Genomic DNA, 15,198 nt, shown 5'->3' on the forward strand with positions numbered 1-15,198 from the left:
ATTAATACCCGGCAGTGGAGGATTTCAGGTCAGCCAGTTGTTTTTCCAGTCCGGCAATACGTTCCTGGAGTTGCACAACGCCAGGCTCAGTGCTTTGCATTCCCCACCCGCGCTCCGGACGATATAGCGTGGCCCAAATCCACAAGAAAGGCCAGATAACGTGTAATGTAAACAAACTCACCCACCCTGCGACATGAATGGCATCGGCATGAGGATGATTGCGTTTTTTTGCAATTAAATAAGGAATATCATGCAAAATAATAATTCCGTAGAAAACAACCAGAAATACAAAAATAAGCACCCCAAGTGCAAAATAATCAAGAAACATATTCCCCCCAGAGGATATAGTCAAAAATAAAAGGGTTTAAGAATGATAGTGGAATGACCAGATGCCATGCAATTCTCATATTTATATATCGACATATGGTTTTTTATATACTGTATATTTTTTAGTGTATTGTTTTTTAGGCAAGTCGCAGTTTATTATGTTTTAACACTAATACGACAGGAACAAAAATGAACAACGCGGAAGCTTCATCCACCGTTAGCCTCAAGCGCATCAACGCTGCCATCATCTACCGGTTATTACTCATTGGTCTTGGTATCCCAATGATATCTTTCAGTTTTGTTTGCGGTGTTCTGAGTCTCTTTGGCTTCGACCTGGTGAAATGGAACGATCAACCCGTACACGGTTTGCTGGCTATTCCTGCCGCGCTGTTCAGCGGCGTGTTTATCACGGTACTGTTTACCGTTTTCATCGGGTCGATTGCGTGCCTGGGACTGTGGGTTTACAGCCGTTTCCGTCCGTTACAGGTGAAGGTGATGGATTAATCGTCATGTAGGGTAGCAACACTCCAGCCTGCTGCTACCCGTTCAATTTCCTATCACCCAACACTGTATGAAGTCGACTTTTAGGCAAACTTAATCCTTGAGAGTCTCATCAAAACTAATCCTACATTAAAAGTAGCGCTATTTTTCGATTACGTGACGAATCTCATGTACGGAAAATTGCTACTTTGTGCATTATAGCTTTAGTGTTTTTACTTGTTTATCAACCGTTATCATGAGTTTAGTGTGAATAAATTTACGGTTGTCAGGTATCAACGTAGTGATTCGTTACCAATATAATAGCAATGTACCATGAGGATATTATGACTATAGAATTTATGGAAAAGTTAAACTCATTAGCCTCAAAAATAAAGCAACAATCAGGTGCTATTGAGACGGAGGAAGCCACGAAAAATGCTTTCGTCATGCCCTTCATCAATAATGTGCTAGGCTACGATGTCTTTGATCCTACGGAAGTTATTCCTGAATTCGTTTGCGACATTGGTACAAAAAAAGGTGAAAAAATAGACTATGCCATACTGAAAAATGGCGAAGTTCAAATATTGATTGAGTGTAAAAAAATAGGTGAGCCTCTCAATATAAATCATGCCTCCCAACTTTTCCGTTATTTTCATGTAACTAATGCCAGAATATCTATTTTAACTAACGGACAAGAGTATAAATTTTTTACTGATTTAGATGCACCTAATAAAATGGATGAAAAACCATTTTTAGAAGTCAATCTTCTTGATTTAGATGAACTTGTTATTCCGGAAATAAAGAAACTAACAAAATCAGCCTTTGACCTGGAATCTATCATTAACTCTGCCGGTGAATTAAAATATGTCAGCATGATTAAAAAAATTCTTCATACACAGCTTAACAATCCTGAAGAAGATTTTGTTAAATTTTTTGCATCAAGAATTCATGACGGCATTTTGACGCAAAAAGTTAAAGATACCTTTACAGTACTAACACAAAAAGCCGCCAGCCAGTATATAAACTCTCAAATCAATGAGCGGCTAAAATCAGCAATGGGTGGTAATGTTCCTCCAGTAGTAGAATCGCCAGAACCTGAGATGGAAATCATCACTAAAGATGAAGTCGACATTCAAACAACAGCAGATGAACTTGAGGGGTTTCATATAGTTAAAGCAATAACCAGAGCAGTTATCGATGCTCCAAGAATTGTGCACCGAGATACAAAAAGCTACTTTGGCATATTGATTGACGACAATAACCGAAAACCCATTTGCCGGTTACACTTCAATCGAAATCAGAAATATATTGGATTGTTCGATTTAGAAAAGAACGAAACACGCCATCCAATCGAAACGCTGGATGATATTTACACGTTTAGTGATGAACTTAAGGCAACCGCTGCATTATATAATTAGCCCGGAAATTCTCCGAAAAGTAACTTATCAGGCCTACGAGTCACGATATTATCGTAGGCCCGACAAGCAAAGCGTCATCGGGCATAACGCCGTCAGTTAAAAAAGTCCCAGCGGTTTATCGGAATAACTCACCAGCAAGCATTTCGTCTGCTGATAGTGTTCCAGCATCATTTTGTGGGTTTCGCGTCCGATCCCAGACTGCTTATAGCCGCCAAAGGCCGCGTGGGCCGGATAAGCATGGTAGCAGTTGGTCCACACGCGTCCTGCCTGAATGCCGCGTCCCATTTTATACGCCAGATTACCATTACGGCTCCAGACGCCCGCGCCAAGACCGTACTGGGTATCGTTGGCTAACTCCAGCGCCTCGTCCATTGTTTTGAACGTTGTGACCGCCAGTACCGGGCCAAAGATCTCCTCCTGGAACACGCGCATATTGTTCTTACCAAACAGGATCGTCGGTTCGAGGTAATAGCCGTCCTTCAGCTCACCTTCAAGCTGCTTACGTCGTCCGCCAGTCAGGACATCCGCCCCCTCTTTCTTGCCGATATCAATGTAATTCAGGATGGTTTCCATCTGTCCATGAGAGACCTGCGCCCCCATTTGCGTCACGCTATCCAGCGGGTTACCGCTGCGGATGCTTTCTACGCGGCGAATGGCGCGCTCCATAAAGCGTTCATAGATGGATTCCTGTACCAGTGCGCGACTCGGGCAGGTGCAGACCTCGCCCTGGTTAAAGGCAAAGAGCGCAAAGCCTTCCAGCGCTTTATCGAAGAAGGCATCTTCTTCGTCCATCACGTCGGCGAAGAAGATGTTTGGCGATTTCCCGCCCAACTCCAGGGTGACCGGGATGATATTCTGCGTGGCATACTGCATGATCTGTTGCCCGACTTCCGTTGAGCCGGTGAATGCCACTTTGGCAATGCGTTTCGAGGTCGCCAGATACTCACCAATCTCACCGCCAGCGCCGTTCACCACGTTCACCACGCCGGGGGGAAGGAGATCGCCAATCACTTCCATCAACAGTAAAACGGACAGCGGCGTCAGGCGCGCGGGCTTGAGCACCACGCAGTTACCTGCCGCCAGCGCGGGCGCCATCTTCCAGCTCGCCATCAATAAGGGGAAGTTCCACGGGATAATTTGCCCAACCACACCGAGCGGTTCGTGGAAGTGATAAGCCACCGTATCGCTATCCACTTCGCTGATCCCACCCTCCTGGGCACGAATACAGGAGGCGAAATAGCGGAAGTGGTCGATCGCCAGCGGGACATCCGCTGCGCTGGTTTCACGGATCGGTTTACCGTTATCCCAGGTCTCCGCCGTCGCCAGCAGTTCGAGATTCTGCTCCATGCGGTCAGCAATTTTGAACAGAATCGCCGCCCGATCCTGAACAGAAGTATGCGCCCACTTGTCTTTCACCTTGTGAGCCGCGTCAAGCGCCAGGTCAATGTCCCTTTTACCGGAAGAAGCCACTTCGCATAGCAGTTGCCCGGTAACGGGCGTCAGGTTCTGGTAATACTCGCCATCACTCGGGGCAACCCAGCCGCCACCGATAAAGTTGTCGTAACGGGCCTTTAACTTCAGGGGAAAACCATACTCGCCGGGTTGAATACGGGGGGGATTATTGGTCATGATCGTCTCCTTGCTACAGGGGTATAACAAGGGTAGTCGGCGCTGGCGATTTTCTCGCCAGGTCGTGATAGCTTTACGACTGTGGTCACGTTATCCGGCCTGCAAATCCAGTCCGATCGGCAAGCCAGATAATCAGATAAACGAATTACATCGCCGCACGATAGATAGCCATGATCTCGTCGTGTGTAGCCTGGATTGGGTTGGTCAGACCGCAGGCATCTTTCAGCGCATTGGTCGCCAGCACCGGAATATCCTCTTCTTTCACCCCCAGGTCACGCAGGCCTGCCGGGATATTGACCTGCCGCGCCAGCGCGCGGATCGCATCGATACAGGCTTGAGCGCCTTCGGCGTCGGTCATCCCCGCGACATGCACGCCCATTGCTGCCGCACAGTCACGCAGACGCGCGGCGACTACCTGACTGTTGAACACCTGAACGTGTGGCAGCAAAACGGCATTACACACGCCGTGCGGCAGGTCATAGAAACCGCCTAACTGGTGCGCCATCGCGTGGACATAGCCTAATGACGCATTATTGAAAGCCATTCCCGCCAGGAACTGCGCATAAGCCATCGCTTCGCGCGCATGTACATTGCCACCCGATTCCACCGCGATGCTCAGATTGTCAGAAATCATGGTCACCGCTTTCAGCGCACAGGCATCGGTGATCGGCGTGGCGGCCACAGAGACATACGCTTCGATCGCATGGGTCAGTGCATCCATGCCGGTCGCCGCCGTCAACGATTTCGGCATGCCGACCATCAGCAAAGAGTCATTCACCGACAGCAACGGCGTGACGTGTTTATCCACTATCGCCATTTTGATGTGACGATCGACGTCAGTGATAATGCAGAACCGCGTCATTTCAGACGCAGTTCCTGCCGTGGTGTTAATCGCAATCATCGGCAACTGCGGTTTTGCCGAGCGATCAACACCTTCATAATCGCGGATATCTCCCCCATTCGCGGCCACCAGCGCAATTCCTTTGGCACAATCATGTGGGGAACCGCCACCCAACGAAATAACGCTATCGCAGTCATTTTCTTTCAGGATCCTCAGGCCGTCGGCGACGTTTATTGTCGTCGGATTAGGATGTGTGCCATCAAAAATGACGCTGAAAATATCATGTTCCTGCAATGCCTTTTGAATATGACCCGCCATGCCTAGCTGCATCAGCACGCTGTCCGTGACAATTAACGTCCGACGAAAGCCATATTCCGTCATTGTATTCATTGCATCTTTTAATGAATCAGCCCCTATTATATTCACGGAAGGAATATAAAATGTTGAAGCGGCCATATGCTCAATCCTTAATAGTTTCAGAAGGAATTGCAGCATACGAACGAATCTCGGGATAAAATATGATCGCAGCAGTCATTTATTTAATGAAAAAATAAAAGAGCACATTAGGCTACAAATTAATGTGCTCTTTTCGTTTCAAACTATTTATTGTATCAATTCATTCTTATTTTAAATAAATTGTATTATCCCTTTTCCGGAAATAATAACGCATCACGTAATAGATGATCGTTTCCACGGCGACGAGTAAAGCCAATCCGGTCGAAGTATTCCAGAATTTGAATCGCCAGTTTTCGCCCTACGCCCAACCGATCGCGAAAATCGGCTGCGCAGGTTGAGCCTTTCTCCAGATCCAGTTCGCGGATCATGCTGGCGAAAGCCACAATGCGATCGTTACGGTAGTAACGATCTTTTACGATCGCCGTAATCATCCCCTGCTGTGCTGCCTGACGCAACACCAGACGCATTGTTTGCTCATCGGTGGCGGTTTCGCGGGCGAGATCGCGGACCCACCAGGGTTCGTCGCCAAATAACGGCGCGGTCTTAAGCCAGGTAGCCTGCTGTTCGTCAGTAAAGCCAGTCTTGTGATCCGGCAGATGCAGCCAGCCGTGGTGGCTGTGAATATCACCGCTGTCGCGCATTTGCTCAATCAGCAACAGCACCAGCGCTTCATCTTCCATCGGCAGCGCCATGCGGCGCAGGCGTTCACGCCCCGGACCTGGCTCATCGCGATGCTGTTCATGATAAGTCGCCAGCGTGTCGAGAATTTTGCGCTGCCAGCGCGCGGCGATCTCCGCATTCAGCAGGCTGTAACCCGCCTGAATAAAACCATGCTGGTGAATGAGTGAGCGCATGCCGTCGCCATTCAACTGGCGTGCCCACGCAAAGTCGGGCAAATTTACCGCCCCGCGTTGCAGATGCACAGCCAGTGCGGCACCGTCATCTTTCGCCGCCGCCAGCGTTGCCAGCCATTGCAGATATTCCGGTTTACGTTTACCGCGACGTGGCGGATTGAGTGTGACCACCCGCGCCCCGGCAAGCGTCGCGCGCGCGGAGATATCGCGCAGCACCAGGCGGTCGTTATCAGCCAGCAGCAGCGGTGTATCAAATACCAGCTCCGCCAGCTTATCTTCCAGCAGCGATACGCGCCCGGTCACATGGCTGGCCGCATGGTGAATGTGTAGCGGCTGCCACTGCGTGAGTGGAACGTGACTTTCCAGCGCCACAATCACCCGCGTAAACGGTTCAGGTGGGGCGTCTGAAAGCAACCAGTCACCCCGGTTAAGCTGTTCTTTTTCGGCATCGCCAGCGATATTCAACGCGATGCGCTGCCCGGCATGGGCATGCTCGCTCGCCTGGTTTTGCGCGTGAAGTCCGCGCACACGCATAGACGTATTCACGCCGGTCAGCCACAACGTATCCCCGACGTTCACTTCGCCGCTCAACGCGGTACCGGTCACCACCAACCCGGCGCCTTTTACGGTAAAGGCGCGGTCGATAGCCAGTCGGAACGTCTGATCCCTGGCGTGTTCACGGGCGGGCAGTTGCAGCAAATGTTCGCGCAACGCGTCAATCCCGCGGCCTTCATTGGCGGCCGTCACAAATAACATCGCCTGTGCAAAGCCATACTCGCGCAGGACATCCTGCACCTGCTGCTGAACCTCCTGCACCCGCGCGTCATCCACACGATCGGCTTTGGTCAACGCCACCGTCAGCGTTGGACTCCCGGTCAGTTGTAGAATCGCCAGGTGTTCACGCGTTTGCGCCATCACGCCATCGTCGCAGGCGACGACCAGCAACGCATGATCGATACCGCCCACGCCCGCCAGCATGTTTGAGAGAAATTTCTCGTGACCGGGGACATCGATAAACCCCAGCACGCGCCCGTCCGGCTGCGGCCAGTAGGCATAGCCCAGATCGATAGTCATTCCGCGCTTTTTCTCTTCCGGCAGGCGGTCGGCATTCACGCCGGTAATGGCCAGCAGCAGCGTCGTTTTCCCATGGTCAACATGTCCGGCGGTCGCAATAATCATTTCAACAACATCTCCATAAACCGGGTCTCATCTTCAAGACAGCGTAAATCCAGCCACAGGCGACCTTCGTAAATCCGGCCGATGACCGGAACCGGCAGCTCACGCCAGCGGGTCGCCAGGGCTTCAAGACGGCTTCCGCGACCGTCATGTGGTGTAAAAGTTAATGCCGCGCTGGGGAGTCTATCAACCGGCAAAGAGCCACTGCCGATTTGCGACAGGCAGGGCAGTACCTTCACCGCAAACTCGGCGTCGTAGTGCGCGGTTAACGGGGCCAGAAGCCGCTCCGCCTGAGCCAGAATCGCGTCTTTGCTTCGGGTTAACAGGCGCAGCGTCGGCAGCTTCTCGGCCAGCGCTTCCGGGTGCAGATACAGACGCAACGTCGCTTCCAGTGCCGCAAGGGTCATTTTATCCGCCCGCAGCGCGCGTTTAAGCGGATGGCTCTGCAATCGTGCAATCATCTCTTTCTTACCGACGATGATCCCAGCCTGTGGACCGCCCAACAGCTTATCGCCCGAGAAACTCACCAGGCTGACGCCTGCGGCGATCAGCTGCTGCGGCATCGGCTCTTTCGGCAGACCGTACTGGCTCAAATCGACCAATGAACCGCTGCCGAGATCGGCCACGACCGGAATATCCAGCGTCTGGCCGATTTGCGCCAGTTCCGATTCATCAACAGTGTGGGTGAAGCCTTCAATGCTGTAATTACTGGTATGCACCTTCATCAGCAGCGCGGTGTTTTCATTCACCGCCTGACGATAGTCGTCAGCATGCGTCCGGTTGGTGGTACCGACTTCATGCAGTGTGCAACCCGCCTGACGCATCACATCCGGGATACGAAACGCGCCGCCAATCTCCACCAGCTCACCGCGTGAGACCACCACCTCTTTACCGGCAGCGGAGGCGGCCAGCATCAGCAGCACCGCCGCCGCGTTGTTATTCACAATACAGGCATCTTCCGCACCGGTGATGCGGCACAGCAATTCTGCCAGCGCGCGGTCGCGGTGCCCGCGTCCCGCGCCGTCCAGGTCATACTCCAGCGTTACCGCCGAGCGCATGGCCTGCGCGACAGCCGCGACGGCCTCTTCGGCCTGTAAGGCGCGCCCCAGATTAGTATGCAACACCGTGCCCGTCAGGTTGATAACCGGACGCAGCGCACTCTCGGCCTCTTTTTCCAGCCGGACGTTCACTTCCTGCGCCCAGTCTTCGCACCATGCAGGCAACGCTTGCGTATCGCGAATCACCTCTCTCGCTTCATCAAGCAGTTGGCGGAGCAGATCAACGACACGGGTATGCCCGTGAGTCTCTCGGAGGGTAAGAAATTCACTTTCACGCAATAAGCGATCAATGGCGGGGAGTTGACTGTAGAGCGAACGCGTTTCGATCGTCATGAATAGGCCTGGCTGTTGGTGGCCCTCTCCACAACGGAGAGGGATATCGACATAGAGGGGATTGTAACGTGAGATTGCTCAGACGGACATAATACGTATCAAGCCTTTGGCGAATAGGCTTAAGCCTTTGGCGGTTCAGTTCGGGCAAAACTTTCACGCTGGAACAGCGTCTCCACCAGCTTAACCAGATGGGGCCTGCTCACACACCAGCCCGGCGAGACGCGGCGGAAATTGAGATAGCCCACCGCGCAGGCAATCGCGATAGTCGCCAGATTGACCGTGTCAGGTTTAATCGTCCCGTCCACCAGGTACCCTTCCAGCGCATCCAGACTGCGGTTGATTTTCTCGCGCTGGCGCAACAGTTCGGTTTCCGATTGCTGCGCGGCAGGACGCGCCTGTTCTCGTACCGACACCAGACCGGCGTCCATTATCCCATCGGCCAGCGACTCAAGTTGTCGGACTTTCAGCGAGGCCAGCGGTTCGCGAGGCAGCATCGCTGGCGCAATATTCAGCAGTTCAATGTATTCCGCGATAATCGGCGAATCGAACCAGTACTCTCCATCGTCAGTCACCAGCGCCGGGACTTTTCCTAGCGGGTTGTACTGCGCTACACCGTTTTCCGCATTGTAGGGCAGTTCATTAACAAATTCGAAAGTGATGCCTTTTTCCAGCAGCAGGATCGAAATCTTACGTACAAACGGGCTGGTGTAGCTACCAATGAGTTTCATGCTCGGTCCTTTTCGCCAACACAAAACAATGAGTATGGCTCACGCAGCGGGAAAAGGCAGGTGACAGAGTTCTCAATGATCCAAATAAAGGTAGTGCATCCAACTGGTCATACGCAGCAACACTTTACGCATCACCGAAACATGGGCGAAATGGTCGGAATAGACCGCCACCTGTGCGTAGATACCGTCGGGCAACGCATCCACATCGGTATTTGGATCCAGTTCAATCGTCGCCAGGACGCCATCGGTCCCGGGTACCACCGTCAGGGACTGTAGTGCGCCCTGAGCCTGATACGAACCGCCCGGCACCACGGGCAATATGCTGGTCAACTTACCGTGAAAAACCTGCCCGGGCAGCGCGTTAAACACCACCTCCGCGTCATCGCCCGGTTCAAGGCGAAGCAGTGAATTTTGCCGGAACTGAGCGACAATTTGCCGTTTTTGTTCAGGGATAAAGACCATCACCGGACGCAATGGCAGCGCAGCGGCGTAAGTACCGGGTCGGATCAGCACCTGGGTAACGTAACCGTTGCTGGGAGCACGAATAATGGTCTGATCAAGGTTGTATTTAGCCTCTGCCAACTGCGCCCGCAGGCTGACAATTTGCGACTGTTCACCGTTGACCATGCTGTCCAGTTGGCTTTGGATTTGCGCCTGCTCAGCAACGGAACCTTTTACCAGCGCATCCTGCGCCAGAAAGTTTTGCCGCGCCGTATCAATATCGCTTTCCGAGAAGGGGTTAACCCGTGCCTGACTGCCTTTCAGGTAACGCTGATAATCTTTATACAATCGATCGCGCTCGGCAGAAACGCGCGTCGTATTGGCCTGCGCTTCGGTCAGTTGAGCTTTCAGCGTCTGGATATTGTGCGTTGCGGTGACCAGATCGGCCTGTAGCCTGTCCACGCGCGCCTGATAGCGAACGGGGTCAAGTTTAAACAGCACTTCCCCCTTTTTAATCAGTTGGTTATTTTTATCGGTAACCTCGCTGACAATCCCGGTAACCTGCGGCGTAATGGGAATGGAAATAACGGCTTTTTGCGCAGTAAAAGTGTACGGGTGGTTATAGTTCATTAACAGGATCAGACCGCTTACCAGAAATACGCCGCCTAATGCTGCCGTTGCCAGAGTCCATTGATTCACCGGAATGCGAAAGAGTTTGAAGACCGCCCACGCCAGTGCCACATAGGTTAATACAATCAATAGATCCATGGTCAGATCTCCGGAAACGTCGTCTCATCAGCCGTTTTAACCCCGGCCAGCTTTTTTTCGAGTTGTGTAATACGTGCGGATAACGCCGCAATCTCCGGATCGGTCTCCTGCCCTGCAGGCGTAGCGTGTGACTGCATGCCCCAACCGCGTTCTGGCTGATAAAGAGTTGCCCAAATCCACAAAAACGGCCAGATCACATGGAGCGTAAACAGGCTCACCCAACCTGCAGTATGAATAGCATCGGCATGCGGGTGGTTACGTTTCTTCGCAATTAAATAGGGGATATCATGGATGGCAATAACGCCGTAAAAAATCACCAGAAAGACAAAGATCAGCACACCCAACGCGAAATAATTTAGAAACATATCTGCCCCGGCTTCACGCTAATCAGAATATTAATTGCAGGCAGCCGAAAGCAAACTGGCTGATGATTTGAACATAATTCGAGTTCTGCATTTTCGCCATCACGCCAAAGACTATTTTTCACGCTGAATGGTTACTTAATGACATCCGACGATCTGACGGCGAGAAGAATCTGCTCAGGATCACATCGGAACAAAGCCGGACGAAAATTTCTTGTGATTAAGATCACAAACATTCAACAAATCGCCAAAGACAAAACGTGAAACTCATCACAAATTAATGTCAATAATGGGTTAAAACCGAGGTTTGTTGTTTTTCTACACAGATATTTTGTGATGCACATCACATCAATTACCTCCCCACCCCCTATATTTGTGTGACACAAATCACAACAAAGGTCTCTGACTGGACAGTTTACCGATTCAGTGCCAGATTTCGCAGTATCTACAGGGTCCGGCTACCTCTGCCGCTACATTAACAAAACCTCGGGCTTCCAGCCTGCGCGTCAGCAAACACATAAGAAGGGGTGTTTTTATGTCATCCGATATTAAGATCAAGGTGCAAAGCTTTGGTCGATTCCTCAGCAATATGGTGATGCCAAATATCGGCGCGTTTATCGCGTGGGGTATTATCACCGCACTATTTATTCCGACAGGGTGGTTGCCAAACGAAACGCTGGCGAAGCTGGTCGGTCCAATGATCACTTATCTCCTGCCGCTGCTGATAGGTTTCACCGGCGGTAGACTGGTGGGCGGCGACCGTGGCGGCGTGGTGGGTGCAATCACCACCATGGGCGTTATCGTCGGCGCAGACATGCCGATGTTCCTCGGTGCGATGATCGCCGGTCCGCTGGGCGGCTGGGCAATCAAACATTTCGATAGCTGGGTAGACGGTAAGATCAAATCCGGTTTTGAGATGCTGGTGAATAACTTCTCCGCTGGCATCATCGGTATGATCCTCGCCATTCTGGCATTCCTCGGCATTGGACCGGCGGTTGAAGTTCTGTCAAAAATACTGGCAGCGGGCGTTAACTTCATGGTTGTCCATGACATGCTGCCGCTGGCGTCTATCTTCGTTGAACCCGCGAAAATCCTGTTCCTGAACAACGCCATTAACCACGGTATCTTCTCGCCGCTGGGTATTCAGCAGTCCCATGAGATGGGTAAATCCATCTTCTTCCTGATTGAAGCCAACCCGGGTCCGGGGATGGGGGTTCTGCTGGCGTACATGTTCTTTGGTCGCGGTAGTGCTAAACAGTCTGCGGGCGGTGCGGCAATCATTCACTTCCTGGGGGGTATCCACGAAATTTACTTCCCGTATGTGCTGATGAACCCGCGTCTGATCCTCGCCGTTATCCTCGGTGGTATGACTGGCGTGTTCACGCTGACTATCCTGAACGGTGGTCTGGTTTCTCCGGCGTCTCCTGGTTCTATCCTGGCCGTGCTGGCGATGACGCCAAAAGGGGCTTACTTCGCTAACATCGCGGCAATCTGTGCGGCAATGGCGGTCTCCTTTGTTATCTCTGCCATTCTGCTGAAAACCAGCAAAGTGAAAGAAGATGACGATATTGAAGCCGCAACTCGTCGTATGCAGGACATGAAATCAGAATCCAAAGGCGGTACTCCGCTGTCTGCTGGCGATGTCACCAACGACCTGAGCCACGTCCGTAAAATCATCGTAGCCTGTGATGCCGGTATGGGTTCCAGCGCAATGGGTGCCGGCGTACTGCGTAAGAAAGTGCAGGATGCAGGTCTGAGCCAGATCTCTGTCACCAACAGCGCAATTAACAACCTGCCGCCGGATGTTGACCTGGTCATCACCCACCGCGATCTGACCGAACGTGCGATGCGTCAGGTCCCGCAGGCGCAGCATATTTCGCTGACTAACTTCCTCGACAGCGGCCTGTACACCAGCCTGACCGAGCGTCTGGTTGCCGCTCAGCGCCACACTGACAACGAAGTAAAAGTCCGTGATAGCCTGAAAGACAGCTTCGATGAAGGGGATAACAACCTGTTCAAACTGAGCGCAGAGAACATCTTCCTCGGTCGCACCGCGACGACCAAAGAAGAAGCGATTCGCTTCGCCGGTGAGCAACTGGTGAAAGGCGGCTATGTTGAGCCAGAATATGTCGATGCGATGTTGGAACGTGAAAAACTGACCCCAACCTATCTGGGTGAGTCTATCGCCGTTCCGCACGGCACGGTGGAAGCGAAAGACCGCGTACTGAAAACCGGCGTCGTGTTCTGCCAGTACCCGCAAGGCGTTCGCTTCGGTGAAGAAGAAGACGACATCGCCCGTCTGGTGATTGGTATCGCTGCCCGTAACAACGAGCACATTCAGGTCATTACCAGCCTGACTAACGCGCTGGATGACGAATCTGTCATCGAACGCCTGGCGAACACCACCAGCGTGGATGAAGTGCTGGCGCTGCTGGCGGGTCGTAAGTAAACCCCGTAGCCCGATGGCGCTACGCTTATCGGGCCTACAAAATCCTCTCCCTTGTGGAGAGGGTTTGGGTGAGGGCCTCCTCCCTCACCCCAGCCCTCTCGGGTAAAAACATTAATGAAGGTTAATACTATGAAAGCATTACATTTTGGCGCAGGTAATATCGGTCGTGGCTTTATCGGCAAACTGCTGGCGGACGCGGGGATACAACTGACATTCGCTGATGTAAATCAGGTCGTGCTCGACGCCCTGAATGCCCGTCATAGCTATCAGGTTCATGTCGTGGGTGAAAATGAGCAGGTGGATACCGTAAGCGGCGTCAACGCAGTAAGCAGCATTGGCGATGAGGTTGTTGAGCTGATCGCGCAGGTTGACCTGGTCACCACCGCCGTGGGCCCGGTCGTGCTGGAGCGCATCGCCCCGGCCATCGCCAAAGGCCTGGTCAAACGCAAAGCGCAAGGGATCACCACCCCGCTGAATATCATCGCCTGTGAAAACATGGTACGGGGCACCACCCAACTGAAAGGCCATGTGATGAACGCACTGGCAGAAGACGACAAAGCCTGGGTTGACGCCCATGTTGGTTTCGTGGATTCCGCCGTTGACCGCATCGTGCCGCCTTCGGCCTCTGCCACCCACGATCCGCTGGAAGTGACCGTCGAAACCTTTAGCGAGTGGATCGTCGACCAGACCCAGTTCAAAGGCGAGTTGCCGAACATCCCGGGAATGGAATTAACTGATAACCTGATGGCATTTGTCGAACGTAAACTCTTCACGCTGAACACCGGGCATGCTATAACCGCGTACCTCGGAAAATTGACCGGTCATCAGACCATCCGTGACGCGATTCTCGACGAGAAAATCCGCGCAGTGGTCAAAGGGGCGATGGAAGAGAGCGGCGCGGTGCTGATCAAACGCTACGGTTTTGATGCCGAGAAACATGCGGCATACATTCAGAAAATCCTCGGTCGTTTTGAAAACCCGTATCTGAAAGATGACGTTGAGCGCGTTGGCCGCCAACCGCTGCGTAAACTGAGCGCGGGCGACCGTTTGATCAAGCCGCTGCTGGGTACGCTGGAATACCATCTGCCGCACGCTAACCTGGTCAAAGGGATCGCTGCCGCGATGCACTTCCGTAGCGAAGACGATCCGCAGGCGCAGGAACTGGCCGCGCTGATCGCCGATAAAGGCCCACAGGCTGCACTTGCGCAGATTTCCGGACTGGATATCAACAGTGATGTCGTTGCCGAGGCCGTTAGCGCATATAACGCAAAGTAATGCTGCTGGAACTGGCGCAGGAGCCCCTGCGCCTGATTAATAGATTGTCAGATATGCAGGCAATAATGGAACAAACCCAGGCCTTTGAAAATCGTGTGCTTGAGCGTCTGAATGCTGGCAAAACCGTACGGAGCTTCCTGATCACCGCCGTGGAGTTACTTACCGAGGCGGTAAATATTCTGGTGCTTCAGGTGTTTCGCAAAGATGACTACGCAGTGAAGTACGCTGTAGAACCGTTACTCGACGGCGACGGACCGCTGGGCGATCTGTCTGTGCGTCTGAAACTGATCTACGGTCTGGGCGTACTGAGTCGTCCTGAGTATGAAGATGCAGAACTGCTGATGGCGATGCGTGAAGAGATGAATCATGACGGCAATGAGTATGCCTTTACGGATGATGAAATTCTCGGACCGTTCGCAGAACTCCATTGCGTCGTCGCGTTGCCGCCGCCGCCACAGTTTGATGCCGCCGACCCCAGCTTGTATGCGATGCAAATCCAGCGCTACCAGCAAGCGGTGCGCTCGACGATGGTTCTCTCCCTGACTGAGCTGATTTCTAAAATCAGCTTAAAAAAAGCCTTCCAGAAGTAAGCCTCTTCCTGCC

The 15,198-nt window shown here is 52.4% G+C and carries 13 protein-coding genes; 5 read left to right on the plus strand and 8 right to left on the minus strand.

Translation table 11 applies throughout. From position 1 onward, the window contains the following. Nucleotide 1: 1 nt before the first annotated feature. Entirely contained in the window at nt 2–328 is a 327-nt protein-coding gene (locus tag OGY35_RS08005; protein ID WP_152400559.1) for a DUF3302 domain-containing protein, read from the minus strand. Nucleotides 329–516: 188 nt separating this feature from the next. On the opposite strand from OGY35_RS08005, the gene OGY35_RS08010 reads away from it, so the two are divergent. Together OGY35_RS08010 and OGY35_RS08015 are read left to right on the plus strand one after the other, a co-directional pair. Then, nucleotides 517–831: a hypothetical protein gene (locus tag OGY35_RS08010; RefSeq protein WP_152400561.1), complete on the plus strand. Its 315-nt coding sequence runs from the start codon at nt 517–519 to the stop codon at nt 829–831. A gap of 320 nt (nt 832–1,151) precedes the next feature. Then, the gene (locus OGY35_RS08015; protein ID WP_286631949.1) at nt 1,152–2,225 is read left to right on the plus strand and encodes a type I restriction endonuclease; all 1,074 of its coding nucleotides are present in this window, start codon (nt 1,152–1,154) and stop codon (nt 2,223–2,225) included. A gap of 96 nt (nt 2,226–2,321) precedes the next feature. Here the strand turns inward: OGY35_RS08015 and aldB are convergent, their stop codons facing one another. The 7 genes from aldB to OGY35_RS08050 form a co-directional block, all read right to left on the minus strand. Continuing rightward, the gene (aldB, locus tag OGY35_RS08020) at nt 2,322–3,854 is read right to left on the minus strand and encodes an aldehyde dehydrogenase AldB (protein WP_286631951.1); all 1,533 of its coding nucleotides are present in this window, start codon (nt 3,852–3,854) and stop codon (nt 2,322–2,324) included. 145 nt (nt 3,855–3,999) lie between these two features. Next, nucleotides 4,000–5,151: an L-threonine dehydrogenase gene (gene yiaY, locus OGY35_RS08025; protein ID WP_286631952.1), complete on the minus strand. Its 1,152-nt coding sequence runs from the start codon at nt 5,149–5,151 to the stop codon at nt 4,000–4,002. 185 nt (nt 5,152–5,336) lie between these two features. Next, nucleotides 5,337–7,184, minus strand: a complete 1,848-nt coding sequence (selB, locus tag OGY35_RS08030) for a selenocysteine-specific translation elongation factor (RefSeq protein WP_286631953.1) — start codon at nt 7,182–7,184, stop codon at nt 5,337–5,339. Further along, nucleotides 7,181–8,572 (minus strand): L-seryl-tRNA(Sec) selenium transferase, encoded by a 1,392-nt coding sequence (selA, locus tag OGY35_RS08035; RefSeq protein ID WP_286631955.1) that lies wholly within the window; start codon nt 8,570–8,572, stop codon nt 7,181–7,183. Before selA ends, selB begins: the two co-directional genes overlap by 4 nt. 119 nt (nt 8,573–8,691) lie before the next feature. Continuing rightward, on the minus strand, nt 8,692–9,300 hold the full coding sequence (locus OGY35_RS08040; protein ID WP_152400571.1) for a glutathione S-transferase: 609 nt from the start codon (nt 9,298–9,300) through the stop codon (nt 8,692–8,694). A 72-nt stretch (nt 9,301–9,372) separates the two neighbouring features. Then, nucleotides 9,373–10,509, minus strand: a complete 1,137-nt coding sequence (locus tag OGY35_RS08045; RefSeq protein WP_178824761.1) for an HlyD family secretion protein — start codon at nt 10,507–10,509, stop codon at nt 9,373–9,375. 2 nt (nt 10,510–10,511) lie between these two features. Continuing rightward, a complete protein-coding gene (locus tag OGY35_RS08050; protein WP_152400576.1) occupies nt 10,512–10,874 on the minus strand; it encodes a DUF3302 domain-containing protein in 363 nt (120 codons plus the stop codon). A gap of 532 nt (nt 10,875–11,406) precedes the next feature. On the opposite strand from OGY35_RS08050, the gene mtlA reads away from it, so the two are divergent. From mtlA to mtlR, 3 genes are all read left to right on the plus strand, one after another. Next, on the plus strand, nt 11,407–13,320 hold the full coding sequence (gene mtlA / locus OGY35_RS08055) for a PTS mannitol transporter subunit IICBA (protein WP_286631956.1): 1,914 nt from the start codon (nt 11,407–11,409) through the stop codon (nt 13,318–13,320). A gap of 129 nt (nt 13,321–13,449) precedes the next feature. Continuing rightward, nucleotides 13,450–14,595 (plus strand): mannitol-1-phosphate 5-dehydrogenase, encoded by a 1,146-nt coding sequence (mtlD, locus tag OGY35_RS08060; RefSeq protein ID WP_152400581.1) that lies wholly within the window; start codon nt 13,450–13,452, stop codon nt 14,593–14,595. Next, nucleotides 14,595–15,185, plus strand: coding sequence for a mannitol operon repressor MtlR (gene mtlR / locus OGY35_RS08065; RefSeq protein WP_152400583.1), 591 nt, complete (start codon nt 14,595–14,597; stop codon nt 15,183–15,185). Before mtlD ends, mtlR begins: the two co-directional genes overlap by 1 nt. The last annotated feature ends 13 nt before the right edge of the window (nt 15,186–15,198 follow it).

Source organism: Citrobacter sp. Ct235 (assembly GCF_030332305.1).
Lineage (GTDB): Bacteria > Pseudomonadota > Gammaproteobacteria > Enterobacterales > Enterobacteriaceae > Citrobacter_A > Citrobacter_A telavivensis.

Excerpts from the sequence above, each read along its gene's own strand:
- OGY35_RS08010 (WP_152400561.1), top strand. The coding sequence starts at position 517 with ATGAACAACGCGGAAGCTTCATCCACCGTTAGCCTCAAGCGCATCAAC.
- yiaY (WP_286631952.1), bottom strand. The coding sequence starts at position 5,151 with ATGGCCGCTTCAACATTTTATATTCCTTCCGTGAATATAATAGGGGCT.
- OGY35_RS08015 (WP_286631949.1), top strand. The coding sequence starts at position 1,152 with ATGACTATAGAATTTATGGAAAAGTTAAACTCATTAGCCTCAAAAATA.
- aldB (WP_286631951.1), bottom strand. The coding sequence starts at position 3,854 with ATGACCAATAATCCCCCCCGTATTCAACCCGGCGAGTATGGTTTTCCC.
- OGY35_RS08005 (WP_152400559.1), bottom strand. The coding sequence starts at position 328 with ATGTTTCTTGATTATTTTGCACTTGGGGTGCTTATTTTTGTATTTCTG.
- OGY35_RS08040 (WP_152400571.1), bottom strand. The coding sequence starts at position 9,300 with ATGAAACTCATTGGTAGCTACACCAGCCCGTTTGTACGTAAGATTTCG.
- selA (WP_286631955.1), bottom strand. The coding sequence starts at position 8,572 with ATGACGATCGAAACGCGTTCGCTCTACAGTCAACTCCCCGCCATTGAT.
- selB (WP_286631953.1), bottom strand. The coding sequence starts at position 7,184 with ATGATTATTGCGACCGCCGGACATGTTGACCATGGGAAAACGACGCTG.
- OGY35_RS08050 (WP_152400576.1), bottom strand. The coding sequence starts at position 10,874 with ATGTTTCTAAATTATTTCGCGTTGGGTGTGCTGATCTTTGTCTTTCTG.
- mtlA (WP_286631956.1), top strand. The coding sequence starts at position 11,407 with ATGTCATCCGATATTAAGATCAAGGTGCAAAGCTTTGGTCGATTCCTC.
- mtlR (WP_152400583.1), top strand. The coding sequence starts at position 14,595 with ATGCTGCTGGAACTGGCGCAGGAGCCCCTGCGCCTGATTAATAGATTG.
- mtlD (WP_152400581.1), top strand. The coding sequence starts at position 13,450 with ATGAAAGCATTACATTTTGGCGCAGGTAATATCGGTCGTGGCTTTATC.
- OGY35_RS08045 (WP_178824761.1), bottom strand. The coding sequence starts at position 10,509 with ATGGATCTATTGATTGTATTAACCTATGTGGCACTGGCGTGGGCGGTC.